This is a genomic window from Streptomyces ziwulingensis (assembly GCF_039542605.1).
GTDB lineage: Bacteria > Actinomycetota > Actinomycetes > Streptomycetales > Streptomycetaceae > Streptomyces > Streptomyces ziwulingensis.
Genome location: NZ_BAABIG010000054.1, coordinates 102,439 through 126,842, shown reverse-complemented (window position 1 = coordinate 126,842; position 24,404 = coordinate 102,439). Strand labels below are relative to the sequence as shown.

Genomic DNA, 24,404 nt, shown 5'->3' with positions numbered 1-24,404 from the left:
TCAGGAGGTACCGCATGTCCGATCAGCCACTGCTCACCTACCGTGTCGCCACCAGTCCGGCACCCCTTCAGGCGGGTACCGCGGGGACCAACTCCCAGGGCCGAATCACGATCACCGTCACCGCGGGAGCGGAGGACACGTACTGCGACTGGATCCAGATAGCCGTGCCGGGCGACGCCAAGAGCGGGGGCGCGTACTTCACCGACGACCCGAAGCCGGTCTTCTCCTCGGACGGCAACTGGAGCGCGGGATCCCTGGTCCAGGTGTCCGCCCAGCATCTGGGGCTGGCCGGTGACGCCCTGTACTACCGGGCGATCTTCCACTACCAGGGCGACGACAGCGAACCGTTCGACGGCACGCTGCATCTCGGGGTCAGCGGTGAACTGGTCGACAGCACCGGCGCCCTCGACCTCCACCTCACCGAGCACTCCGACACCTCGTCGGACCCCGACGACTTCGCGTCGCGCCGCCGGACCGTACCGCTCTCCGTCACGGAGCCCGTCTTCTATCTGAACGCCTTCCTGGCCCGCGACGACGACAGCGCCACCGCCCCGAAGACCAGGTTCTCCAGCGACGACAACCCGTATCTCTCGTGGGAGAGCAACGGCTCCCACTACCGCGTGTTCAACGGGGACGGCGCGATCGTCTACGAGGGCTCCGACACGTTCTTCACCCTCCCCGACGACTGCCTCGCCATGGACACCACCTTCACGCTGGAGGCGTCCATGTCCCCCGAGGACGTCGGCAGCGGCTTCGAGACGATCCATCAGTACGCCGTTCTCACCCTCACGGTGAAGAACCCGACGCTGGACGCGCTGACGGTCGAGGGAGAGATATCGGGCGAGTCCGGACTGGAGATCAGCGGCAACGCGGCGGTGGGGAACTCCCTCGTCGTGAACAACTCCCTCGCCGTGAACGGCTCGGCCGACGTCGGCAGCAGCCTGACGGTCCAGGGCAACACCTACACGCAGAACAGTCTCACCGTGAACGGCTCCCTGACCGCCAAGAGCGGTCTGTACTCCGAGGGCTCCGCCCAGGTCAGCGGCGACCTCACGGTCAACAGCACCCTCAACGCCAACGGCACCCTGAACGCATACGGCCAGGTCAACGCCGTCAGCAACGACCATTACGTCCGGATCCGCGAGCTGCGCGGCCCGTACAGCGAGCAGCTCTCCATCAACAGCAACACCGAGCTGATCTCGGGATGCGATCTGAACGTGACGGGCGACAGCAAGGCCAAGGGCTACAAGGTGTTCTCCAACAACGACACCGTCTCGCTGTGGAACAACCATTACTCGGGCTACTTCTACGCCACCATGTTCGTCAGCGACAGCCGCCGCCAGGTGGCGGTGTGGGACCCGGGCAATGATGTGAACTCGGCGCAGTGGCGGATCTCCTTCGACTGAGGGAGCGTTTGATTCTCGGTTGTCGGTTTCATCTGACTCAGTACCGCGACGGTGCTTGTTCTGAGTGCTGGGCAGTTTTCAGGGGCTGTGTCCACGGCGCTTGTAGTGACTGAGCCGAGCTTGATATTGCCGTCGTCGTCGCCGTGTCGACCAGTGCAGGATGTGGTCGACCGGGGTGGGGCGGCGGTCGGTGAGGCGGGTGATCAGGCGTCTGACTTCGGCGAGGCTGTGGTGGATGAGCCGGGAGGATCCGTTTCCGCTCTGTCCACGACCGCCGGTGGACAGAGACCGGGCGTGGTCCCCGCTCCGCCTACGCCGGCTCACTTCGGCAGGCCCCTGACGGGGCATCCCTGCTGGAGCACGTAGCGGGGCCGTCCGGTGGCGGTGATGTCGCGGAAAGGGTCGCCCTTCACTGCGACCAGGTCGGCCGTCGCGTTGGGGGCGATGACGCCGAGATCAGGACGGTTCAGCAGTTCTGCCGCGACACTGGTTGCCGCGCGCAGAGCACGCAAGTGTGTGAAACCGTTGGCGATCATGGTGGGGAATTCGCGCCAGTTGTCCGTGTGGGGGAACATGCCCGCGTCAGTGCCGAAGGCGACTTTCACGGTACTGCGGGCGGGCCGCAGCAGCCCCTCGCGCAGCGTGTCGGCGTGCTCTGCGTAACTCTGGCGGAGGACGGTCGTATCGCTGTCCCAGCAGTCGTCGTCCTCGAGCCGGTTGAGGAAATATGTCTGTACGTACTGGGTGGGCACCAGGTAGGTGCCGGCGTCTTCCATGGATCGGTATGCCGTCTCGGTCGCCAGGCAGGCGTGTTCCACACTGCGTACGCCCGCGGCGACGGCGCGGAGGACCGCGCGGTCGGTGAAGACGTGCGCCGCGCAGGGCAGCCCGAGATCGTCGGCGGTGGCGACGATGGTGTGCATCTCGATACGGGAGTAGGCGGTACTGGCGGGGCCGTCGACGGCGGAGGAGAAGCCTCCGCCGCCCGCGAACTTGATCCAGTCGGCTCCGGCCCGCGATTGCTCGCGTACCGCGCGGCGCAGTTCGTCGGGCCCGTCGGCGAGGGTGCCGACGGGTCGCCCGTACCGCTGGGCCATGGAGGGTTGCTTGTCTCCGTGGCCGCCGCGGGGGGAGAGGATGTTGGGGGCGGCGAGTATGCGAGGACCTTCGATGAGGCCCTCCTCCACGGCTTGCCGCAGGGAGACGTTGAGGGGGAGATGGGCGCTGCCCAGATCGCGGACGGTCGTGAACCCGTTGGCCAGGAGAGACGTCAGGGCGGGGATCGCTGTGAGGGTTTGATAGGCGGACGGCTTCAGGTCCGCGGCTTCGTCCAGCAGGTGGACGTGGCAGTCGATGAAACCGGGCATGAGGGTGCAGCCAGGCATCTCCAGCACGTCCGCTTGCGAGGAAGGGGCGAGGTCGTGTCCGACGGCTGCTATGCGGCCCTCGCGCACCAGCACGGACAACCCGTCCACGGGCCCCTTCTCGATCGCGTCCCACACACGGTCGGGACGCAGCAGCAGATCTCGGCCAGGGGGCTTGGGCATGGGCATACCTCTGTCATCGTCGTGGCGCGGTGAGTTTGCTGAAAGCCTTTCCCCGAAGCCGGGCGGGCGAGAGCTTGCGGGCGGGACGCACGCCTCGGTCGGCTATCAAGGGGCGCTGAGGGGGGAGTAGTCGGGTTCGTGCCAGAGGTCCCCGGGGCCCGGATTGTCAGGGTCGCGGTGGGAGCCCAACTGGCGTAATACCCCCCAGGCGGCGTTCAGGCCCGAGGCCAGGGCGTGGTTGAGCCAGCCGGGGGACCAGGAAGTGTCGTCCCCGGCGAGGAAGAGCGCGTTGGGTGGCTCGCCCGGCACGGCCGGTTCCCCCGCGAAGTCCTTCATGAAGTGCGCGAACAGATCACGCTGGTAGGCGTGGTCGCCTGGCCGGGAGAAGCGGCACAGTCCTCGAAAGTTCTTCTGGTTCTCCCATGAGACGGTGACTGCCTGGCCCATGCGGACCTGGTCCTGAAGTTCGGCTGCCATGTCAGGGTGGATCGCGGCGAGTTCGCCGACGAACAAGGCGGTCCGTTCCTCCAGGGAGGAGGGGCCGATCTTCATTGCGTCCTGTGCCCAGGTGAAGCTGAGGTCCAGCACGCCCTGGCGGCCGCCGGGGCCGCGAGGGGGACCGTAGTCGATGGTGTACGACGCACGGGGCAGACGATCGGTCAGGGTGACCCCGTCCATGGAGGACTCCTCCCAGAACGGGCGGTGGACCACGAGCGCGGTCTTCGCGGATTGGTGGTAGTGAAGCCGGCGCACGGCGCGCCACAGCCGCGGTCCGAGCACCGGAGTGGTGGCCTCGGTGGAGCGCAGTCGCACGCCCGTCTCCAGCAGACGCAACTGAGGGGTGAAGACGGCCGCGGCGAAGCGTTCGCTGCGGCCGTCCTCGCTGTGCACCACGATTCCCCTCGACGCCTGCGGTTCGACATCCAGCGCGACGACAGCGGGTCGCAGGACGCCCTCGTTCACCGCTTCGAGACTGCACCTGCGCCCCCGGGGATCGGTGGTGCGATGGGTCCAGAATCCTTCCGCGAGACGGCTGATGCCGTCACACGCGAAGAGCTGGTCACCTCCCTCGGTGCACAGGAGCAGGCGCAGGATCTCCACCATGCTGAGGTCGAAGAAGGCGTCCCATGCGGCGGGCCCCACTCCTGCGGTGCCCAGCACCCGTGCCTGATCGTGGGTGAGGCCCGCACCTTCGGGATCACGCAAAAAGCGGTAGAATGTCCATAATTCGAACCGGGTCACCACCTCGCGCCAGCGCTGGCGCACGGCGGCTGTTTCCCGTGCGGCGAGGTCTCTCTGGAGCTGGAACAGGCCGATGCGGGTCAGTGCTGCACGCCAACGTGTGTGCGCCTCACGGAAGTCGTCGTTCAGGTCGTAGAGATCGTCGATCTCCCGGGCGGGGTACTGCCGGCCGTCGATGTCCAGCACGGTCAGGGGAGTAGCGGCCGCATAGTTCTCCCGGAACGGGGCGAACCGTACGCCGAACGTTCCCCCGTAGTGGTGCAGCAGAGTGGCTGAATCGGGGAAACGCATGCAGCCCAGTTCCACCACCGCACTGTCGTTCTCCTCCAGGCGGCGGCTGTACATCCGGCCTCCCAGCCGCCGCCCGCCCGGCCCGTCCGTACTGTGCTCGGCCTCGTACACCACGGGCCGGCCGCCCGCGCGCAGTAGTTCGTAGGCGGCGGCCAGACCGCTGCCGCCGGCACCGACAACAGCGATGCGTGGCCCTTCGGCGCGTTCCGGCAGACGTCCCATCCGCCGGCCTCCGGCGAGGTGGGCGGCGTAGTCGAAGGGGAAGTCGGCTTGGAGGTCGGCGGCGGGCGGGGACGGGTTGGGGCTCATCGAGGGCTCCATGAGGAGTGGGGTGGCAGGGGCCAGGTGTGGACGGGCGCCTGGCGTTCGGCGAGTTGCGCGTAGCGGTCGGTCAACTCGCACAGTGCAGATGTACGCCGGTCCGGCCGGTCGAGGCGGGTGGGCGTGCCAAGCCCGTCCAGCGCCTCAAGAGCCCGTTCCTGCCACTGTGCGCCGGTGCGGCCGGTGGTGACCCGGTGGCGCAGCAGGTCCAGCAAGCCATCTGCCTCCGCGGCGTTCACTCCGGCGCTCACGAGGCCGGACCGTGCCTTCGGCAGCAACTGCCGGACCAGGTCTGCTGCCCTGTGTTCTCGCGGCGCGCCGGACGTCGAGGAGGGCCACCACAGGGAGGAGCTGAGACCGTCGCGTGCGGCCCGGTAGAAGTTCGACCTGGCGTACGCGAAGGGCAGAGTTGCTCCCACGTCGTGCCCCTCGGACGTCAACGAGAGGGTGAGGCCGATGAGGAACGCCGCATTCGCCGCCATGTCCAGCGGCGTCGGCCCCGCGGCAAGCGCCCGGAATTCGATCCGCAGATGGCCCACCGGGTCGTACACCGGCCTGTTCCAGGACCACACAGTGCTCAGGTGCAGCCGCAGTTCCTCCAGTGGCGGACATCCGCTCGTATTCTCGCGGTTGTCACCGCCCGGGGTGATGTCGGGCAGCAGGACGTCGTAGCGGCGTACGGCTTCCTCGAAGCCGGCTGACCGGCTCCCGCGCAGCCAGTCGCGGCCGAAGCCGACCCGGGGCCGGGGCGCTCCCCGGCCCCGGCCGGGACGGCGGTCCCCGAAGCCCTGCTCGTACCAGGCGATACGGGACTCCTGCCAGCCGTGGCGCCCCAATGGCAGGGGCGAGTTGCCCGCGGCTGCCAGGGCGGGGCCGGTGGCGAACTGGGCGGCGTTGAAGGTGCGGTTGAAGCGATCGGGGGGCACGGTGAGGTGCACCTGCCAGGAACAGACTGCTCCCTGCACTGCCACGGACTGTGCTCGCAAGAACTCTTGGCCTCGCATGCGCAGGGGGAAGGACGCGGGAGAGCGCCGCACCCTTGCGCGCTCCAACGCGTGGTAGCGCGGCGAGGGGGTGAGCGCGTCATCTGTCAGGTCCGCAGGTGTCAGGGTGGGAAGCGTCCCGATGCTCACCGCCTGGGCCCCGTGGTTCACGCGGGCCAGGGCGGTGACCCGTGCCAGCATCTGCGTCGCTTCCTCAGCCAGTGCGGTGAACGGGCGCCCGGCCAACGCAACCGGGGTCAAGTTCACTTCCAGGTTGTGCCGGGTCACTTCCAGGGTGAGCCGGTCGTCGCGCAGCGCGTCCCGCACGGCGGCGTTCAGCGGGACCGGACGACAGTGGTCCCCGACGAGGGTCATCTCCAGTTCTGCCCCGAGTGTCGGCGGCCGGGCCCCGAAGCCCGGGCGATCGGTGAGGTCTGCCAGCGTGCGGAGCTGCTGGAGAAGACGGACGCGGAAGAGCACGTAGTCCTCGTCGTCGAAAGCCAGTTGAGCGACTGCGCGGCCCATGCTCACCTCCATGTCTGACGCACCCCGTCCGATCGCCGTGTCGCCGCCGTCAGCCCCCTGTGGCCACCGCCCGCCACCAGGAACGCCGTACCGGTTCCGCCCTCCGAGCGCTCCGGGCGATCCACTCGGCCGGTTCGCCCAGGGATCGCCCGGACTCGATGACCTCCAGTGCGCCGTCCGCGATCTCGCCCGGGCTCTCCTGATGGGCACCGAAGTACTCCACTGCTGCCTCGGGCGCGTACTGCGCCTCGCTCAGGAAATCGACGAGGACCGAGCAACTGTGAGACCAAAGGGCGACGTCGGTGCGCACCAGCAACGCCGCTTCACCCGGCCCCGCGTGGAGCGCCGCCCAGGAGACGAACTCCGTGAAGCGGCGCACCGGCTCCGGTGGGGGCGTTTTACGCAGGTCGTCGAGAGACAGGTCGAGTGCCGGGGCGAGCTGGGCCACCAAACGTCGACGCGCCACGGCCACCCGCTGTACGGCGAACGAGAAGAATCCCACGGGCACCTCCTGCGGGTACCGCGATATCAGCAGCCCGTAGGCGGCGCACTGGGCTTCCTGAGAGTGAAAGTCCGAGAGCGCGTACGTTCTCAAGTGTTTCTTCTCGATCATGCCTTCCCGGGCCAGGGACAGGAATTCGTTCGCGCTGACATGCCGAGGAATGTTCACCCCGACAGACTCGACGAACTCGGTGACATGCACGGCGGAGACCCTTCTCTGTGGGAATGCACGACGGAAGGTCCACTTCTCCATTCGCCTTGAAAAGCAAATTTCGTGAGCGCGCGCTGACAGAGGGCGGGTCCGGTACCACACCGTCGGTTTCGCTCGCCGTGCCTCATTGCGATGCTACTCCCAAAAAATGAATCGAGCCCCTAAGGGCGCGAACTTCCTGATCCTGCCCTCGTGACCTGCGAGAACTTCGAAAAGTACCGTCCGGCTGCGCCGCACGGCCGTGAAGATTCGAGGTCCGGCACGACTAAATCGCGCAGATTGTAAATCCCGTGGACCGCGACGCGGAACTGGGCCGGGGAGTGCGCGAATGGAGACGTGTCACATACCGGCCACTTTCGAAAAGTGGCAGGCGCTGAAACACTGGCTCATTCGCAGTCTTCAAGAGCCTCAGGAGTCTCTGCAGGCTGTCCTTTCGCACACCTGACGAAAAGGCGGCTGGAAACAAGTAGAAGTCGACGCGATGCGAACCTCACGCAAGACGGGCATGTCGGTCACTGTCTCGAAAGCAGCAGATTAACATGGTGGGCTCCGGGAAAAATGGAGGTGGCCGCCGGCGTGCGGGCCGGGCACCTCCTTTTCGAACCGAGGAACGCGCATGAAACCCGAACAGCTGATAGAAGCCATGAAGCCGGACGTCGACCGGTTCGTACGCGGGAACGCGCTGATCAGTCTCGCGCGTACAGGGGACGTTGGCACCGATCACTTCAAGCGGCTACTGCTCGCGGAATTCCAGTGCCAGGAGGCTGAGCTTTCCACCTACGCACTTCTCGTGGCGCGACACCGTCATGAGAAGCCGGCCGCTCTCTTCTCCTTCATCCTGCACACGATCGCCACCGCGCGCGGCCTCTTGCGCGAGGCCGCCCCCTCGGTCGGTATCACCGACGGCGACATACCACCGGTGCCCGCCGACGAAGGCATGTTCCGGGTGGTGCGGGACCTCACGTGGATGGGCATGCACGCAGGGCCGGCCGAGGCCGCCCTCTACCTCCACACGGACCTCTCCACCTGGTGCACGCTGTTCTCCCGCATCATCGCCTCCACCCAACACCTGCCCGACGTGCCGCAACCGGTGATCACCTACATGGAGTCCTGGGGAGACAAGCCGCCACCCGAGGTGGCTGAAGGCACGCTCGAGGTGCTCCACCACGGGCTGGCGCAAGGGGAGGAGCCCGACCGGCTCCTGCACACCGCCCGGCAGTTGGGCGCTCTCATCGACCCGTACTGGACCTATGTCGCGGGCACTTGAAGGGGTGCCGTGCCCGCCGACCTTCCGTCGACCGCAGGTGTGGGACGCACCGGGCCGGAGCCGTCGGTCCGCACGGACGCCGTACTGCGCCACGACCCCGCTTCGCGGGAACTGACGAGTGACAACCACGCGGGAGCTCACCCGGAAGTACTCGCCGCGCTGAGCCTGGTCAGCGGTGGCCACCAGAAGGCGTATGGGGAGGACGCCTACACCCAGCACCTGGAGGAGACGTTCCGCCGCCATTTCGGGCCGGACGCCCAGGTCTTCCCCGTTTTCAACGGGACGGGCGCCAACATCATCGCGCTGGAAGCCGTCACCCACCGTTGGGGTGCGGTGGTGTGCTCCCAGCAAGCCCATCTACATGGGGACGAGGGTGGTGCGCCGGAACACATGGCGGGCGTGAAACTGCTCACCTTTTCCTCGGAGGACGGGAAACTCACTCCCTGCATGATCGACGACGCCGTCCAGGCGGCCGGGGACGTACACAGTGCGCAACCCCAGGCAGTCTCCTTCGCCCAGTCCACCGAACTGGGCACCTGCTACACCCTGACGGAACTCCACGCCCTCACCTCCCGTGCCCACGCCCAGGGACTGGCCGTGCACATGGACGGCGCGAGGCTGGCCAACGCCGCGGTGTCCCTGGGAACTGATCTAGCTGCCTGCACCACGAAAGCCGGGGTGGACATCCTGTCCTTCGGCGGAACAAAGAACGGCCTGCTTTTTGGCGAATGCGTGGTGGTTCTCAACCCCTCAGCGGTCGCCGGCGTCCCCTACCTGCGCAAACGGTCCACACACCTGGCCTCCAAAATGCGCTTCTTGTCGGTCCAGTTCGAGGCACTGCTCGAAGGAGATCTCTGGAAGCGCAATGCCACCCGCGCCAATGAGATGGCCAGGCGCTTGAGTGTCGTGCTCTCACAGGTCGAGGGGGTAACGGTGTCCAGACCGGTCGACGCGAACGCGGTTTTTGCCCGGTTCCCGGCGCAATCTCTGGCTCAACTACGCGATCGGTACTCGTTTTACGTCAACGACGAGGAGACGCGGGAGGTCCGCCTCATGTGTTCCTTCGACACCACCGAGGGTGACGTCGAAAGTTTCGGGAACGTGGTGAGGGAGTCGACCAGGTGACAAGCCGGAAGTGAGGAAGCTCCGGGTTCTCCCTCAGCAGCTCCAGGCTGTAGTGGACCTCCGCTGCGACGCCGATCGTTGCGGTCACCCATGTCCGGGCGAGGTCTTCTCTTCGGCGGCTGCGTCGCCGGGGCTGACCGCGGTTCGGACAACGGTTTCTGGGCGGGCGCACCGCTACCCGTGGTTCGAGGTGGAGAACGGGAACCGGTGCTTCGGGCAGCCCCCAGCGTGCAGCCGGTCGCCTGGCCGGCAGCAGACGGAGGCGGTGTCGGCCTGCCGACCGCTCGTCGAGAGCAGGCCCAGGCCCAGGGTGCGTCGGTGGTCTCCAGAGCGCGACCGGCGAGCGGACCGCCCGCGAATCGAACGACCACAGCAGTGCCTCCTCCGGCGAGTACTTCTCGCCTCACCCAGCCCGTACGGTGCCCGGCTACCTCGGCCGGGGAGCGCCCGGAGCCGCCGCAGCCGTCGTGGCGCGGAACACGCTGGGGCTCAGGCCCTTGTGGCGTTTGAACGCGGCGCTGAAACCGAAAGCGTCGGCATAGCCGACGGACCTGGCGATCTGGGCGATGCCGAGGTCGGTGTCGGCGAGCAGCGCCGCTGCCTCGTCCAAGCGGCACTCGGTGAGGTAGGCGAGGGGCGGACGGCCCATCAACTGGGTGAAGCGCTTGGCGAACAGCGCCCGGGAGACACCGGACCGGGCGGCCAGGGAGGCCACCGTCCACGCCCCGGCGGGCTGGTCGTGGAAGGACTGCAGGGCGGGGCCGAGGACCGGGTCGGCGAGGCCCCGGTACCAGCAGGGCGCGTCAGCACCCGCCCTGTCGAACCAGGCGCGCAGCGTGCACACCAGGGCCCAGTCGAGGAGCCGGTCCATCAGCGCCTGTGAACCGGCCGACTGACGGGCGGCGTAGGCGGCGGCTGTCTCCAGCCAGGCACACACCTCGGCGTCCCCCTCGACCACCAGCACGGGTGGCAGGGCTCGCAGCAGCCGCTCGTGGCGGTGGCCCGAGGCGCGGTAAGCGCCCACGATCAGCGCGGTCGCCTCCTTCGCGTCGGCGCCCCACTGGATGCCGCCGACTTCCTGGGCGGAGCACTCGTCGTTCGGGGTGGAGCAGGCGATCTCATGAGTGGCATGGGGACTGTGCACGGTGGCGGGGTGGTCCGCGAGGTGGAACGGTTCGGGGCCGCGCACGAGGGCGGTGACGCCGGCACCGACCACCTGCTCGGTTCCGTCGGGCAGCAGCAGGGTGCCGCCGCCCCGCAGCACACCGATCATGGTGAGCGGCGCGTCGTCGGCGAAGCGGATGGTCCCGGGCACGGTCAGTAGCGCATGGCTGAAGACCGACCCCTCGGCCCGGATGCCGCTCAGCAGCGAACTCAAAGGATCCACGGAAGACACCGTAGACGATCTCCTATGTTTCGCAGCGTATCTCCCATGGATCATCTAAACCGTCGCGGCTGTACTGGACTCATCGCAACCGACCGAGACCAGCCGGGAGTCACCGTGCCGCAGCAGGACAGTCACGCCAGAACAGCCCTCGTCGTCATCGCACACCACCGCCCCGATTCCCTCACCGCGCACACGGCCCGCCGCGCCGCCGCCCGGCTCGAAAACGCCGGCTACCGCGTCGACCTGCTCGACCTCCACGCCGAGGGGTTCGACCCCCGTATGAACGTGGCCGACCAGCCGGAGTGGGGCGACCGGGACAGGAAGTACTCGGACGAAACGCACGCCCACATGCGGCGCCTCCTCGACGCCGATGTGGTCGTCGCCGTCTTCCCGGTGTACTGGCAGAACGTGCCCGCCATCCTCAAGGGCTGGATCGACCGTGTGTGGAACTACGGGTTCGCCTACGGCCGCAGCACGCCCCGACTGGCCGGCAAGCGCATCCTGTGGCTGGGGCTGGCCGGCGCCACCGCCGACGATCCCGTCACGGAGGGGATGAGGACCGTCCTCACCAGCCTGAGCGAGGGCATCGCGCACTACTGCGGCTTGTCGCACTCCACCATCGGCCTGCTCTCCGACGCCGACGGCAGACTGCTGGTCGGCGACGCGGTCGCGGGCGCCGAGCGAGAGGCGCACTACGCGGCCTTCGATCAACGCGCACGGGAGTACGTGGAGAAGTTCCTCGCCGAGGAGACCGTGACGGCCTGACCGTCGGAGCCCGCGCAGCCGCCCCCGGGGGCGGTCGGCCGGTCCGGCGGTGCGGACCGGCCGGCCGGCTCCCCCTCGGCCGGACGGGGACCTGGCCGGCGTCGGCCGCTTCCCGCCCCTCGGAACCTGGCTCGCCCGTCCAGCTCGCCGCGGGCAGACGACTTCCTAGGCGGTCCCGTGCGCCGCATGTACGCCCTCGTGGTCGAAGACCGGTAGCCTGCGGCTCCGGCTCGCCCCCGTCATGGCCTGCTCAGGGGTTCCAGAAGACGGTGGTGAACACGCGCTCGAAGCGTCGGGCCGCGAGGTCCTCGCGCTGGATCACCCAGTGGACGGTCGCGCCTTCCCGCTTCTCCACGTCCCTGCCGGCGTACCAGTCGGCGAGGAGCACCCAGTCGGCCACGTCGGCCGAGACGGGACCGTCCCAGCGGCCGGCGCCCACCGCCTGCGCCGCGACGGACGCCGCGACGTCGACCGGGTCGAACTCCACGATCTCCTCGTCCGCGTATCCTCCGATCTGCATCTGCGCCGAGGGCGCGATGAGGTTCCTGGTGTCCGCCCAGATCTCGACGAGTTCGGAGCAGTAGGGATGCCCGGGAAGGTATACGGCTTCCTCCTCACCGGGGGGAACGACGAACTGGTGGTGGGGGAGCGACACATCGGTCCGCGCCCGGAGCGGCCCCTCCGGATAGCTCGCGAACATCCTGTCGCACTCGGCGATGTTCGTCGGGTTCCAGGCGTGCCGATCCCGTCGCATGACGGCCGCGTCGGCTGGCACGTGGATCACGGTGCCCATGGAAGTGCACTCCCCGGTCTCGGGCAGGGCGAAGAACAGCAACCGGCCATCGGGCGGCAAGGGGAGGTCCGTCGCGCCGGCCGGCAGTGCGGCGAGGTCGACCGAGGCCACGAAGGGGTGTCCGGGGTCCGGGGTGTCGGCCGGAAGCAGCAGGGCGCCGCCGAACCGTCCCACGACCGGTCCGGTGTCGTCGTCGGACAGTGCCAGGGTGGCACAGGGACGGGCTGTGGCCAGCCACCGCTCCACATCGTCGGCCGGCACGCCTCGGGCCTCGGCTTCTTCGCGGAAGGGACGGAACCGGTCCCGTATCGCAGACGTCATGGGCGCACCGTACCGAACGAAGCGGAGGGCGGGAGACAGCGCATCTCCCCTGCGGCGCCCGCCCGTTGGCGTTCGACGACACGGCGCCACGCCGCCACGAGCAGACCCCGAAGGCACCCCCGGCGGTCGGACGGTGCCGCTCGCCCGACCGACGTCACGGGCAGCACCGTCAGCCGAACGGCAGGACCACCAGCGGAACCTGACGCAGGGCGCTCAGGGTGAGCGGGAGGCCGGCCAGAGCACAGACGGCACGCATGGTGATGGCGCTGTCGGCCTCGCCCGGCTCGAGGACTTCCTCCTCCACGGTGCCGGCGGCTTCGAATGCCGCACGCAGTTCGGCGGGCATACGGGGAAGATCCTCCTCCAGGGCGAGACCGTCGACGTCGACCCATGCGACCTGCTTGCCGTCGACGGCATAGGTGAGGCTGGCGTCCCCGTTGACGCTGAACACGCTCGTGGCCGCCATCCGTCCATCGGCGGACAGTGCCTTCGCCGCGTCGTCGAAGGTGAACCCGGAGTCGTCGTAGACGAAGGTCCACTCGCCGACGCGTCCCGCCAACAGCGCCGCGGACGATCCCGGGTCCATACCGAGAGCCGCGCACGGCAGTGACGTCCACTCGTCCGGCCTGGCGTCGGGCAGTTCGCAGGGCTGCATCAACCTCGTCTTGGCGCCGAGCCTTTCCAGCGCCTCCGCCGGTTCGATGCCGCGCACGACGTGCAGGATGTGGTTGGGGGCGTCGGAGGCCAGATCAGTGATCCATATCGGCGTTCCTTCGGGGTCGAGCGTGTGCGGCGGGAAGCCGGGCGTGGGCATCATGGACCTCTTTCCTCAGGGGCGCGGGTGGCCTCCCCGGCAGCGGTGCCGCAGATGACGCCGGGAGGACCTGCGGCTGGCAATGCCCCGATCGGGGAATGACGACGGTTACCGTAGCCCCCCCGCCCGCCGCCCCCTCGCCACAGCCCTCAACTGGACGTGTTTCGCCGCGTCGGTGGCCGGTCAGCCAGGACATGGTGCGTTCGATGCCCCACCTACGACGGCCGAGTCGTTCGCCGGAGTCGATGCCCTTGCGATCGATACGGACGCCAATGCGTTTACCCCATAGCCATCGCCGCAGGTGGGGGACGCCGTACGCCTTATCGGCGTGCAGACGCCGGGGCTTCAGGGCGCGGCTGTCATGGGTGTGGGCCGCGGAGAGTCCGACGCGTAGGGGCAGTCCGTTCGCGTCGGACAGGACGTGCGTCTTGGAACTTGGCTTGCCCCGGCCCACGGGGCTCGGACCTGCAAGTTCGCCCCTTTCTAGCCCTTACGTGCGCTGATTCGAGGACCACACGGGACAGGTCGACCAGGTCCTGTTCGTCCAGGAGCTGGAGAACCCTCTGATGCGGTCGGCCCGAGACCCCAGCTCGCGACCAGGCGGCGAAGCGGCGGTGCACGGTCGACTTCGACGCCTTGAAGCACGGTGGCGACGGTCTGAGCTGCTTCAGGCGAGGCCGTCGATCAGGGCCTCGAAGCGGCGCTCTCCGTCCCGGGTCTGCGCGCCGGCGGCCAGTGCCGCCTCTCCGCGGCGGCTCGCGTCGGGAGTGCTGAAGAGCTGGCCGAACAGTTCGTTCGCCGTGGCCAGGCCATCGGCGGTGGACACCGCTGCGGCGTCCACCGCCTCGACCGTGGCGCGGGCGACGCCGGGCGCCAGGGTGGCGATGCGGGCGGCCAGGGTGTCGACGACGTGGTCCAGCTCGGCAGCCGGCACGGCCCGGTTCACCCAGCCCATCCGTTCCGCGGTCGGCGCATCGACCAGTTGGCCGCTGAGAATGATCTCCAGCGCGCGTGCCCGGCCGACGAGGCCGGGCAGATAGACGGTGCCTCCCGCGCCCGGGATGATGCCCATCGTGTCTTCCGGCTGAGCCAAGCCGGCATGCTCACGAGCCGCGAACCGCATGTCCATCGCGGACAGCAGTTCCGCACCGCCTCCGCGTGCCAGCCCGCGCAGCTTGGCGATGGTGATCTGCGGCAGGGTCCGGATGCGTTCGTGCAGCCGCATCATCGGATTCAATGAGGGGTCCTGCTCCGAGGCGACATCAAGCGCCGCGAACGACTGAGGGTCCTCGGCTATGCGCATGTCTCCGTGCGCGATGAAGAAGTCCGGGTCCGCGCTGTCGAAAACGATCACTCGGACGTCGGCGGCGGCGGACATGGCACCCGTGAACCGGTCCAGGTCCGTCATGAGGGCGGCATCGAGCAGGTTGACGGGAGGGTTGTCGACGATCGCATACGCCACACCGTCGGTGACAGAGACATGCAGGGTCGAGTAGGTGTCGGCCATAGGGAGCCTTCCTCGCGGATCGAACTACTAGATATCTGATGTATATCTAGTAGTTCCGGTATACTGCAACGAAATCAGGTATCCCCGAGGAGACCGGCGTGACCCACATAGAGCTCGGTGACAACGGTCGACAACTGCTCGACCAGCTCTTCGACAAGTGGTCGCTACTGGTGCTGGACGCCTTGTGCGATCGCCCCCGGCGTTTCAACGAGCTTCGCCAGCACCTGCCCGCGGTCACCCCGAAATCCCTGACGGCATGTCTGCGGCGGCTGGAACGCAACGGCGTGATCGAACGAGTGATCCTGTCCACCGAGCCCGTGGCGGTCGAGTACCGCATCTCCCCTCTGGGGCGCACCCTCCAGGACCCTCTGCAGACCCTGCTGAGGTGGGTGGGCACTCACCTCGACACAGTGGACGCCTCCCGCTCCCGCTACGACCAGCGGCATACGCGCAGTTGAAGCCGAGGCCCGCGCCGTCCGTCACTTCATCGGTCGAAGACGCGCCCTGGTGAGCCGGGCTCTGGTCACAGACGGGTGATGAACCGGCCGTCGGGCAATGTGCGGAGCCAGCCGCGATCCACAAGCCTGACCAGCTTGCTGCGTAGCGGTTCCAGCTTGGACCGCACGCTGACGTCCACGCCCACCACCTCCCCGACCTCGCGGGCCATGACCGGTCCAGATGCCTGCCGCACAGCGGCGATGATGCGCTGGTAGTCCCACGGGAGCGAGTCCTCCGCCACGCCCGGTTCGCGGTGCGGGATCAGCATCACTGCTCGTCCGGCCACCTGCCCGGGCATGGGCGCGGCCGAGGCGCGTTCCTCAGCGAGCTGCCCGGTCATCCGCTCGAGGACACGTTCGGCGACGGCGAGTTCGTCCCGCTCGGCCCGCACTTCCGTCAACTGTTTGGCCGGCGTTTCTTCGAGTTCGTCCGGTTCCGCGCGACGCGCGGTGATCCGTTCCAGCAGCTCGGGATCCAGCATGGACCGGATGGTGGAAGGCCGCCCGGTCGCGGTGAGCGGGAACCGACAGATCGGCCCCTGTCAAAGCACGCGCTGGTAGCGGAGCTCAGTGAGCGTGATCCCGTCGTAGACATCGTCCTGAGCCGCACCGTCGGCCTGGTAGCCGGCCCGCTCGTAGAAGCGCCGGGCTCGTCGGTTGTCACACAACACCCACAAAGCTGATGTCTCGAAGCCCTGACCCTTCATCTGAGCGTGAGCCTCAGCCAGGAGAGTCCGGCCGATACCCTGGCCGATCAGATCCGGCGAGATGTACAGGGCGTAGACCTCACCGACCCGTTCCGGACCGGGTATCTCACCTCGATACGGCCCGAAGCAGATCCACCCCACCGGCCCAGGGTCACCGAGCGCCACAAGGTCTTGAGGCTTTCGTTCGGGTTGAGAAAACCACTGCCGCCGTTGACCGGCATCACCTTCCACCGTCATGGCATCCAGATACGTCTGGGGAACAATGCCGGCGTACGCCGCCTGCCATCCTCGGACTCGGATCGTCGAAACGGCCTCGATGTCGGCCTCGTTCATCTCCTGCACGTGCACCATCGCGCCACCGTAGTAGCACAGGTACCGCAGAACGAACCGCATTTCCCGCTGTCGGCGCCTCCTCCCACGAGAACGGCTCCTGACGAACGATCTCCTCTGCGGACACCTGCCCACGACCAGAGTGAGCATGCCGAGAATCGGTCACACCAGTTTTTTGGCCTGCGACTTCACGTTGGCGGAGGCTCAGTGGTCCGGCCTGGCCGCCCTTGCGATGGCAGTTGGCTGCTCATCGAACGGCGACGGCGCGATCGGCGAGCCCAACGGAACCGAAGGGCAGTCGGTGGCCCGCATCTTCACCCGCTGGACAAGGCACTGGATGCGGCATCGGTGCACACCGTCCAGGTGTCCGGCGGCCACCAGGTCAGCGACATCCATGCGCTGCACGGCGGCGACGATTGCATGGGCCTGCTCACCGACGAACAGGGGTTCGCCTGGCGCTTCACCAGCCTCGGCGAGCGGACCTGGATCACCCCACAGCAGCGCGGTGCGATGCTGGCTGACCGCACGGGCGCCCCAGTGGAGCCTGGGCTGTACCTGCCGGTCGCGCTCGGCTCGCCAGGCGTCGCCGGCAAGCTGACGCAGCAGCACTTCACAGTCACGAACGACGCCGAGACCCGGGTGAACGGGCGGCCCGTCTTGGCCTGAAGGCTGAGCGGGGCGGCGTGGAGAGCACCGTGTACCTCGCCACCACAGGTGAGCCGGTGCCTCTGCGGACCGTGGGCCGTGACGGGAAACACTCCTTCACGACGACTTGGGAGGAGTACGGAGTCGGTCCGAAGGTCACCAAGCCTCCGGAGTCCAAGATCCTGCCCCCTTTGTCCTGAGCCCGACTGTCGATCCGCGTCCATCTCGCCGCCCGAGGGGAACGGATCGCTCGGGTAGCCCAACTCAGGGCCTGTAACTCAGCCCGCACGTCCGCATGCGGCGGTTGACACCAGCGGCTGACCGAAGGTCAGCGGTGGGCGGCGGGCCTCAGTGAAGATCCGCCATCCTGGTTCCCGCTGGTCAGCAAGGCTGGTGTGAAGTCTCCGCGGGATACTCGTACTGGTCGGACGTGGACGGTCCGGCAACGGCTTGAGCTGGAAGTACGAGCTGAGCTGCTCCGTAAGTAACTGACCGGAACCGAGTGGCAGTTGGCCCGGCTCGACGCAGTCTGAAATGGTGTTCAGGCAGTGGGCCGAGGCGACCGACGGTGGACGCCGGTCGTCGGGCATCGTGGAGCCGGAGCCGGAGCCGGAGCCGGAGCCGGAGCCGGCAGGCATTCCCCCTCAGAGCATCGGATCGACGGCGGCCAGGGCCTCCCGGTGGCCCATGCCCAGCGCGGGCCCGCCGCACGTAACAAGAACCGGGTCAGGACAATTTCACCTTGATCATGATCGTTCTCAGCGCCAACCGCTGTACCGATGTTCCCCGAGGCCGTCGAGGCCCGCAGGTTCGGGGAAGCCGAGCGGACGAAGGACCGGGCAAGCGTGGTGACCCGCTCAGGTGCCGTCGGTCCCGAGGCCCGCGACGGCGAGCCGGAAGGCGCGGTCCGCCTGCGTCTTCGGGTCGGTGTGGTTCTCGGTGGCCAGGGCGATCCCGACGATCAGTACGAGCAGGTCCTCGATGCTGAGGTCCGAGCGGACGGCCCGGTCGTCGATGGCCCTGCGCAGCAGCGGGGCGCCGGCCTCGCCGATGGCCGTCGCGCACGAGTCCTGGGTGGCCTCGTCCTGGAGGGGCTGGTAGGAGAGCACGTCCGCCAGACCGCGCGCGGCCAGGGAGTAAGCGAGCAGTTCGCGTAGCCAGCGCACCAGCGCGGAGCGGCTGTCGGGCTCGCCGCCCAGCGTGCGGGCCTGCTCGCACAGGGCGTGGACGCGCTGTCGGAAGACGGCTTCGAGCAGGGCTTTGCGGGTGGGGAAGTGGCGCCGCACGGTGGCTGATCCGACGCCCGCGACACGGGCGATCCGCTCCAGGGACGCCTGGGCTCCGCGAGCGGCCACCTCGGCCTCGGCCACGGCGAGGATGTGCGTGTGGTTGCGGCGGGCGTCCGAGCGTCGGCCGGTCATGGTCTCCCCGATGTTGATAAGTGGCGGGCCCCGCCGTATGGTAGCCAACCATAAACGGCGGGCCCCGCCGTTTATGGTGCGCGTGATCTTCCGAGGAGATGTGCACATGACCACTGCCGCACCACCGGTCCTCGTCGCCGGTGCCACTGGCCGTCAGGGTGGCGCCGCCGCCCGCGCCTTGCTCGCGCGGGGAACACCGGTGCGGGCCCTGGTACGCGATCCGAGCACGCCGCGCGCCCGGGCCGTCGAGGAACTCGGCGCCCGCCTGTGCGTGGGCGATCTCACCGAACCGGCCACCCTGGAGGCGGCCGTGGACGGCGTGCGGGCCGTCTTCTCCGTGCAGATGCCGGCGTACACCGAGCGGGGATTCGACTTCGCCGGTGAGGTCCGCCAGGCGGACAACCTCATGACGGCGGCGCGGGCCGCGGGCGTGGAGCAGTTCGTCCAGTCCTCCACCAGCGGCGTGGGACAGCACGTCGAGGCCCCGGGCTGGGCCGAAGGACGGTGGCGGGTGATGGAGGCCCCGCTCGGCACGAAGGCCGCGATCCAGGACCGGCTGCGTGAACTGGACTTCCCCCGCTGGACGTTGCTCAAGCCGTCGTTCTTCATGGAGAACTTCGAGCCGTCCATGCGGTTCTACTTCCCGCGCGGCGTCGAAGGGGGCCTCGTCACCGTCGTCAAACCGAGCACGCACCTGGCGCTGGTGGCCGCCGAGGACGTGGGCCGAGCCGCGGCGGCCGCGCTGTCCGCCCCCGCCGAGTTCCACCGGGTGGAACTGGAACTCAGCAGTGACTACCTGACGATGACCGAGATCGCCGGGATCCTCTCCCGCGCCCTGGGCGTCCCGCTGACGGCTCCGGACATGACCGAGGAGCAGGCCCGCGCCGCCGGCATGGGCGACATGGGTGCCACGCACGAGTTCATGGAGGTGGTCGGTCAGCCGGCCCGGCCTCGGTTCGCCCGGGCGCTGGGCATCGACCTGACCAGCTTCGAGACGTGGGCCCACGAGCACCTGCGGACCGCCGCCGCCTGAGCCGGCAGGTGTGCCCGCTGCTCGGCGGGGCCGGACCGCACCGACCGGCACCGGCGGGAGGCCGGGCGCCGGGGGAGGGGGAGGTACAGGGCCGCTCGGCATGGAACGAAGCCAGCGCCTTGATCGGAACCGGCGAGCTACTGGGCGCCCCGGTCGTGCCGGACGTGAACAACTGGACCAGCGCCGCGTGCCCGCCGCGCGCGACCGCTCGGCCTTCCGGTTCGTCGGTCGCCTGTACCGTCACCTACTGCTTGAACGACCTCAACGAGCTGGTGCGTGACAGCCGTGGAGCCGTGTTCGCCGGACGCCGGCCACCTCCCCGGACGACGCGGTGCTCTTCCGCGACGTCGCCTCGTACACGCGACTGACACGCGGCCGTCATCGAAGAACCGGAATGAGTACCCGAATGCCGGTCGTTCTCGTAGACATGACTACAGGTGTAGCCCTCAACGCGGCCGGCGCCACCAACCAGGTCGACGCTTCCGTGAGTCTCGCACGCGAAGCCGCGGCCGCCGGGCTGCGGTCGGCCTGGTTCGGACAGACCTTTGGCGCGGACTCACCCCAACTCGCGGCAGTCGTCGGGCGGGAAGTGCCCGGCCTGCATGTGGGGACATCGGCGATCCCCGTGTTCGGACGCCACCCGCTGGTGGTCTCCAGCCAGGCCCAGACCGCCCAGGCAGCCACGCACGGCCGCTACCACCTCGGACTGGCGCTCGGCACCGCGCTCCTGACCGAGACCGGCTTCGGCATCCCCTACGAACGCCCCATCGCCCGCCTCCGTGAATTCCTCACCGCGCTACGGCAACTCACCGAGACCGGCACCGCCGACTTCCACGGCGAACTGCTCACCGCGAAGACTCCGCTCTCCGCACGGGTACCCGGCGCCGAGGGCGGTGTGCCGTTGCTCGTCGCCGCGATGGGTCCCCAGGCGCTGCGTGCCAGCGGTGAGTTGGCGGACGGCATCCTGCCCTATCTGGCCGGGCCGCGCGCACTGAGCGAGCACATCGTTCCGGCGGTGACGGCGGCGGCGCGAGCCGCCGGCCGTCCCGCGCCCCGCGTCGTCGCCCTCGTGTACGGCGTGGTCACCGACGATGTCGACGCCGTGCGGGAGCAGGCCGCCGAACAGCTCTCCTTCTACGAGCAGTTCCCCTCCTACGCACGGGCCATCGGGCTGTCGGGCGGCCGGCGGGCCGTCGACGTCGCGGTCATCGGCGACGAGCGGACGGTCGCCGACGAAGTACGCCGGTACCGGGACGCCGGCGCCACGGAGGTGGTGTTCTCCGGGACGGAGATCGCCGGAGAGGCCGACCGGCGCCGTACCTGGGCACTCCTCGGCGAGCTGGCCGGCTGAACGCGGCACGCGGCACGCGGCGGTCGCGGCTCCCGGGGACCGGTCCGCGACCGCTCGCGGGGCGGCGCCGTCAGTACGCCACGGTGAAACGCTCACCGACGTGCTTCGGTTCCTCGATCTCGTCCACCAGGGCCACCGCATAGTCCTCGGTGGAGATCCGGCTCTCGCCGTCCGCGTCGACCAGCAGGTCGTCCAGGCCCACGCGGTACGCGCCGGTGCGCTCACCCGGGGCGATGGTGCCCGCCGGCGACAGGTTGGTCCACCGCACGTCGGTGACGGTACGCAGGAAGGCCAGCGCGTCACCGTGCGCGTGCATGATCTGGAGGGCGACGTCCGGCAGGCCCTGGGCGTCCCACACCCTCTTCCCGTCCGGGGTGCGCAGCGACCCGGCTCCGCCCACCGTGATCAGGCGCGGCGCCTCCGGGCCCAGCGTGCGCAGACCGGCCACCAGCGACTGGAAGGACGGCTCGATCAACGCCTGATGACCGGGGCCGTCACCGCCGCCGACCGCGCTGACCACCACGTCCGCGTCCCGGGCGTGCGCGGCCACCGAGGCCACGTCCAGTACGTCGCCGTCCACCACGGTCAGGGCCGGGTGCTCGACGGTCAGCTTCGCCGGGTCGCGGACCACCGCGGTGACCGAGTGGCCGCGGCGCAGCGCCTCGTCCAGGACGCGGGAGCCGATGGTGCCGGTGGCGCCGTACAGGGTGAGGGTGCTCATCGCGGAATGTCTCCTTCTGTCGTGTTCCGTCCTGCGCCCGACCGTACGCAGGCACGAAGGGGGTGGCCGCGACGCCGGACCGGTGCGACAGGGTGAAAAGCCTGACCGACGCGGCAAGGGCCGACGTCGACGCCGACGCCGGCCGCACATGGCGTTCACTCCGGTTGCCGGGGCGGCCACGCCGCCGGGCAGTCGCGGCGGGCGGCAGGCTCGCGCGTGCGGGAAGGCCCCTGTCCGGTGCCGCGGGCCTTCCCGTGCGGAACGGTTTGCGGAACGGGTCGGGACAGGTGGTCCACGATCCCCCTCCGGTACGACCCGTCCGGCATGCGCACCGCACGGTGTCGGCTGAAGCGTCGCCGCCTCCCGACAAAGGCGGTGCGGGGAATGTCGGGTGGCCGGGGGCGGTGTCGCCGCACGATGGGGGCATGGATGACACGACCCTGATATCCCGGTTTCTCCGCGACGGCTTCGTGAAGGTGGAGGGTGCCGTCGCCCCGCGCGTGGCCGCGGACTGCGCGCGGCTGCTGTGGCGGGAGACGGGCTGCGCCCCGGACGACCCGTCGACGTGGACGCAGCCCGTGCACTGGGTGGGCGGCATGGCGCAGGGACCGTTCGCCGCCGCCCCCAACTCCCCTTGCCTGCATCATGCGTACGACCTGCTCGTCGGCGCGGGACGCTGGCAGCCGCGCTACTCGCTGGGTACGTTCCCGCTGCGCTTCCCGCACGAGGAGGAGCCGGACGACGCGGGCTGGCACATCGAGGGCAGCTATCTGCCGGAGGGTGAGAGCTGGTACTTCACGAACCTGCGTTCCCGGGGCCGGGCGCTGCTGATGCTGTTCCTGTTCAGCGAGGTCGGTGAGGAGGACGCCCCGACCCGGATCCGGGTCGGCTCGCACCTCGACGTGCCGGAGGTGCTGGAGAAGTACGGGGAGGACGGGGCGAGCGGTCTGACCCTCGCCCCCGATCTGGTGGCAGCCTCCGACCACCGGCCGCTCGCCCTCGCCACCGGGTCCCCGGGCGACGTCTTCCTGTGCCATCCGTTCCTGGTGCACGCGGCGCAACCGCACCATGGGGTCCGGCCGCGCCTCATGGCCCAGCCGCCGCTGATGCCGGCCACGCCGTACGAACTGGAACGGGCCGACGGCGCGTACTCACCGGTGGAGATCGCCATCCGCCGGGGCCTGGGACGGGGCACCGGCACCCCCGGTCCGGACCGGGACGGCACCGGCCACGGCGCCGGATAGACGTGCTGCACGACCATCGCCGGCAAGCCGGGTCGTGAGGAGGGGCGGGGGGAGAGGGGGACCGGCAGGGGAAGAGGACCGTCGCGGTCGGCGAAGGACCCCCCGCCTCGCTGCGAGATACTTCGGCGGTGCGGGCGCAGGAGGGGGTGATCGTGTGATCTGGCGAGGGGAGTCCGGGGTGGAGCAGCGGTTGAGCATCGCGGTGGCGCAGCCGAGGTGCGTGGCCGGCGACGTGGCGGCCAACGCGGTGGCCCACGCTGAGGCTGTCCGGGCGGCGGACGCGCGGCTGGTGGTGTTTCCCGAGATGTCGCTGACGGGATACGAACTGGACGCGACGCCGGTGGCCCCGGACGACGAACGACTGGCGCCCATCGTCGCCGCGTGTGCCGAGAACGGGACACTCGCCCTGGTCGGCGCGCCTGTCCCGGGCCCGCACATCGGCATCCTGGCCGTGGACGCGGACGGCGCTCGCGCGGTCTACGGGAAGGTCTGCCTGCACAGCAGCGAGTCCTCCCGCTTCGTACCGGGCGAGCCCGCCGTGCTCGAAGTCGACGGGTGGCGGCTGGGGCTCGCCGTGTGCCGCGACACCGGTATCCCCGAGCATGCCGCGAGGACGGTCGCGCTGGGCATCGACGGCTACGTCGCGGGCGTCGTCCACGCCGACCACGAGGCCGAGGTGCACGGCGAGCGGGCCCGCCGGGTCGCCGCCGACCACGGCGTGTGGGCCGCGACGGCGGCCTTCGCGGGTCCGACCGGTGGCGGCTTCGACGGCACCTCCGGCCGTTCGGGCATCTGGTCGGCCACCGGCGAGCTGATCGCCGAGGCGAGCGCCGCCCCGGACGACCTCGCGCGGGCGGTCTTCACCAAGCAGGGGTGACCGCAACCGTCCCGGCACGGGCAGCGGTCGCGTCCGGAAGCCGTGCTGAACATCGCCGGGCTGCCGGGCCTCTCGCCGCGATCGACCTCGGCGGCCCGTCTCGGAGGGGCGCCCGGGTGCTGTCCGCGTATCGAGAGCCGGGTTCGCTCGTTGGTCGGTATGCCGTCCGGGCCGGTCCGGCCGGGGGCGGACTGTACGGGCGCCGGGAGTGGTCCCGGATGAAGGAGACGTCATGGGCACGGAGACACGCGGTACGGGCAGTGGTGCGGGACGTACCGGTATGCGGGTCGCGGTACTGGGCGCGGCGGCCGGGGCGGCCCTGCTTCCGGCCGGTGCCGCTCACGCGAGCGTCATCGGGGTCGGGAACGCGGTGTTCGGCAACACCTGCGTCACGCAGGGCAGCGCCGGGGCCGCGGGCGCCACGGTGGCCGGGAGCGGACTGGGGACCGGCAACGCGGCCGGTCTGCCGTTGAGCCTGCCGCGCAACCGCTGCGGCAACAGCGGCATCGTCTGCACCGCCCTGTTCCGCTCCAGCGTGTGAGGGGGCACGGTGAGCGGCGAGTGTCCGGCCC

The 24,404-nt window shown here is 69.4% G+C and carries 23 protein-coding genes and 1 pseudogene; 11 read left to right on the top strand and 13 right to left on the bottom strand.

Annotation, left to right across the window (positions count from 1 at the left end; all coding sequences use genetic code 11):
• Window positions 1-14 precede the first annotated feature (14 nt).
• On the top strand, window positions 15-1,406 hold the full coding sequence (locus ABEB00_RS25130) for a polymer-forming cytoskeletal protein (RefSeq protein WP_345622453.1): 1,392 nt from the start codon (window positions 15-17) through the stop codon (window positions 1,404-1,406).
• 320 nt (window positions 1,407-1,726) lie between these two features.
• Here ABEB00_RS25130 and ABEB00_RS25125 read toward each other — a convergent pair whose 3' ends face one another.
• From ABEB00_RS25125 to ABEB00_RS25110, 4 genes are all read right to left on the bottom strand, one after another.
• Window positions 1,727-2,953, bottom strand: coding sequence for a metal-dependent hydrolase family protein (locus ABEB00_RS25125; RefSeq protein ID WP_345622451.1), 1,227 nt, complete (start codon window positions 2,951-2,953; stop codon window positions 1,727-1,729).
• 105 nt (window positions 2,954-3,058) lie between these two features.
• The gene (locus tag ABEB00_RS25120; protein WP_345622450.1) at window positions 3,059-4,795 is read right to left on the bottom strand and encodes a flavin monoamine oxidase family protein; all 1,737 of its coding nucleotides are present in this window, start codon (window positions 4,793-4,795) and stop codon (window positions 3,059-3,061) included.
• Window positions 4,792-6,327: a glutamate-cysteine ligase family protein gene (locus ABEB00_RS25115; protein ID WP_345622449.1), complete on the bottom strand. Its 1,536-nt coding sequence runs from the start codon at window positions 6,325-6,327 to the stop codon at window positions 4,792-4,794. The genes ABEB00_RS25120 and ABEB00_RS25115 overlap by 4 nt, the downstream gene beginning before the upstream one ends.
• Window positions 6,328-6,364: 37 nt before the next feature.
• The gene (locus ABEB00_RS25110; protein ID WP_345622448.1) at window positions 6,365-7,018 is read right to left on the bottom strand and encodes a hypothetical protein; all 654 of its coding nucleotides are present in this window, start codon (window positions 7,016-7,018) and stop codon (window positions 6,365-6,367) included.
• A gap of 625 nt (window positions 7,019-7,643) precedes the next feature.
• Between ABEB00_RS25110 and ABEB00_RS25105 the strand changes: the two genes are divergently transcribed.
• Together ABEB00_RS25105 and ABEB00_RS25100 are read left to right on the top strand one after the other, a co-directional pair.
• Window positions 7,644-8,294: a hypothetical protein gene (locus ABEB00_RS25105; RefSeq protein ID WP_345622446.1), complete on the top strand. Its 651-nt coding sequence runs from the start codon at window positions 7,644-7,646 to the stop codon at window positions 8,292-8,294.
• A 39-nt stretch (window positions 8,295-8,333) separates the two neighbouring features.
• Window positions 8,334-9,419 (top strand): threonine aldolase family protein, encoded by a 1,086-nt coding sequence (locus tag ABEB00_RS25100; RefSeq protein ID WP_425586566.1) that lies wholly within the window; start codon window positions 8,334-8,336, stop codon window positions 9,417-9,419.
• A 427-nt stretch (window positions 9,420-9,846) separates the two neighbouring features.
• Here ABEB00_RS25100 and ABEB00_RS25095 read toward each other — a convergent pair whose 3' ends face one another.
• On the bottom strand, window positions 9,847-10,806 hold the full coding sequence (locus ABEB00_RS25095) for an AraC family transcriptional regulator (RefSeq protein ID WP_425586564.1): 960 nt from the start codon (window positions 10,804-10,806) through the stop codon (window positions 9,847-9,849).
• Window positions 10,807-10,920: 114 nt separating this feature from the next.
• Between ABEB00_RS25095 and ABEB00_RS25090 the strand changes: the two genes are divergently transcribed.
• A complete protein-coding gene (locus ABEB00_RS25090) occupies window positions 10,921-11,571 on the top strand; it encodes an NAD(P)H oxidoreductase (protein WP_345622443.1) in 651 nt (216 codons plus the stop codon).
• A 250-nt stretch (window positions 11,572-11,821) separates the two neighbouring features.
• On the opposite strand, the gene ABEB00_RS25085 is transcribed toward ABEB00_RS25090, so the two are convergent.
• The 4 genes and pseudogenes from ABEB00_RS25085 to ABEB00_RS25070 all read right to left on the bottom strand — a co-directional run bounded on the left by ABEB00_RS25085 (window position 11,822) and on the right by ABEB00_RS25070 (window position 15,006).
• Window positions 11,822-12,685, bottom strand: a complete 864-nt coding sequence (locus tag ABEB00_RS25085; protein WP_345622441.1) for a DUF1963 domain-containing protein — start codon at window positions 12,683-12,685, stop codon at window positions 11,822-11,824.
• Window positions 12,686-12,854: 169 nt separating this feature from the next.
• Window positions 12,855-13,502 carry a DUF6461 domain-containing protein gene (locus tag ABEB00_RS25080; RefSeq protein ID WP_345622440.1) on the bottom strand — a complete coding sequence of 216 codons (648 nt, stop codon included), beginning with the start codon at window positions 13,500-13,502 and terminating at the stop codon, window positions 12,855-12,857.
• A 166-nt stretch (window positions 13,503-13,668) separates the two neighbouring features.
• A pseudogene (locus tag ABEB00_RS25075) lies at window positions 13,669-14,158 on the bottom strand (transposase); the annotation flags it as partial.
• Between the two features lie 8 nt (window positions 14,159-14,166).
• A complete protein-coding gene (locus ABEB00_RS25070) occupies window positions 14,167-15,006 on the bottom strand; it encodes an enoyl-CoA hydratase/isomerase family protein (RefSeq protein WP_345622439.1) in 840 nt (279 codons plus the stop codon).
• Between the two features lie 98 nt (window positions 15,007-15,104).
• Here ABEB00_RS25070 and ABEB00_RS25065 point away from each other — a divergent pair, with 98 nt between their 5' ends.
• Window positions 15,105-15,464, top strand: coding sequence for a winged helix-turn-helix transcriptional regulator (locus tag ABEB00_RS25065; RefSeq protein WP_345622438.1), 360 nt, complete (start codon window positions 15,105-15,107; stop codon window positions 15,462-15,464).
• Window positions 15,465-15,529: 65 nt separating this feature from the next.
• On the opposite strand, the gene ABEB00_RS25060 is transcribed toward ABEB00_RS25065, so the two are convergent.
• Both ABEB00_RS25060 and ABEB00_RS25055 read right to left on the bottom strand, forming a co-directional pair.
• Window positions 15,530-15,985: a hypothetical protein gene (locus ABEB00_RS25060; RefSeq protein WP_345622437.1), complete on the bottom strand. Its 456-nt coding sequence runs from the start codon at window positions 15,983-15,985 to the stop codon at window positions 15,530-15,532.
• Between the two features lie 60 nt (window positions 15,986-16,045).
• Window positions 16,046-16,561: a GNAT family N-acetyltransferase gene (locus ABEB00_RS25055; protein ID WP_345622436.1), complete on the bottom strand. Its 516-nt coding sequence runs from the start codon at window positions 16,559-16,561 to the stop codon at window positions 16,046-16,048.
• A gap of 327 nt (window positions 16,562-16,888) precedes the next feature.
• Here ABEB00_RS25055 and ABEB00_RS25050 point away from each other — a divergent pair, with 327 nt between their 5' ends.
• Window positions 16,889-17,206, top strand: a complete 318-nt coding sequence (locus ABEB00_RS25050; protein WP_345622435.1) for a hypothetical protein — start codon at window positions 16,889-16,891, stop codon at window positions 17,204-17,206.
• A gap of 836 nt (window positions 17,207-18,042) precedes the next feature.
• On the opposite strand, the gene ABEB00_RS25045 is transcribed toward ABEB00_RS25050, so the two are convergent.
• Entirely contained in the window at window positions 18,043-18,606 is a 564-nt protein-coding gene (locus ABEB00_RS25045) for a TetR/AcrR family transcriptional regulator (protein ID WP_345622434.1), read from the bottom strand.
• A 106-nt stretch (window positions 18,607-18,712) separates the two neighbouring features.
• Between ABEB00_RS25045 and ABEB00_RS25040 the strand changes: the two genes are divergently transcribed.
• Window positions 18,713-19,639 carry an NmrA family NAD(P)-binding protein gene (locus ABEB00_RS25040; protein ID WP_345622433.1) on the top strand — a complete coding sequence of 309 codons (927 nt, stop codon included), beginning with the start codon at window positions 18,713-18,715 and terminating at the stop codon, window positions 19,637-19,639.
• 427 nt (window positions 19,640-20,066) lie between these two features.
• On the top strand, window positions 20,067-20,990 hold the full coding sequence (locus tag ABEB00_RS25035; RefSeq protein ID WP_345622432.1) for a TIGR03564 family F420-dependent LLM class oxidoreductase: 924 nt from the start codon (window positions 20,067-20,069) through the stop codon (window positions 20,988-20,990).
• 70 nt (window positions 20,991-21,060) lie between these two features.
• Here ABEB00_RS25035 and ABEB00_RS25030 read toward each other — a convergent pair whose 3' ends face one another.
• Window positions 21,061-21,711, bottom strand: a complete 651-nt coding sequence (locus tag ABEB00_RS25030; protein WP_345622431.1) for an NAD(P)-dependent oxidoreductase — start codon at window positions 21,709-21,711, stop codon at window positions 21,061-21,063.
• Window positions 21,712-22,136: 425 nt separating this feature from the next.
• Here ABEB00_RS25030 and ABEB00_RS25025 point away from each other — a divergent pair, with 425 nt between their 5' ends.
• The 3 genes from ABEB00_RS25025 to ABEB00_RS25015 all read left to right on the top strand — a co-directional run bounded on the left by ABEB00_RS25025 (window position 22,137) and on the right by ABEB00_RS25015 (window position 24,373).
• Window positions 22,137-22,955 carry a phytanoyl-CoA dioxygenase family protein gene (locus ABEB00_RS25025; RefSeq protein ID WP_345622430.1) on the top strand — a complete coding sequence of 273 codons (819 nt, stop codon included), beginning with the start codon at window positions 22,137-22,139 and terminating at the stop codon, window positions 22,953-22,955.
• Window positions 22,956-23,109: 154 nt separating this feature from the next.
• Window positions 23,110-23,832, top strand: coding sequence for a carbon-nitrogen hydrolase family protein (locus ABEB00_RS25020; protein WP_345622428.1), 723 nt, complete (start codon window positions 23,110-23,112; stop codon window positions 23,830-23,832).
• 232 nt (window positions 23,833-24,064) lie between these two features.
• Window positions 24,065-24,373: a chaplin family protein gene (locus ABEB00_RS25015; protein WP_345622427.1), complete on the top strand. Its 309-nt coding sequence runs from the start codon at window positions 24,065-24,067 to the stop codon at window positions 24,371-24,373.
• Window positions 24,374-24,404 lie beyond the last annotated feature (31 nt).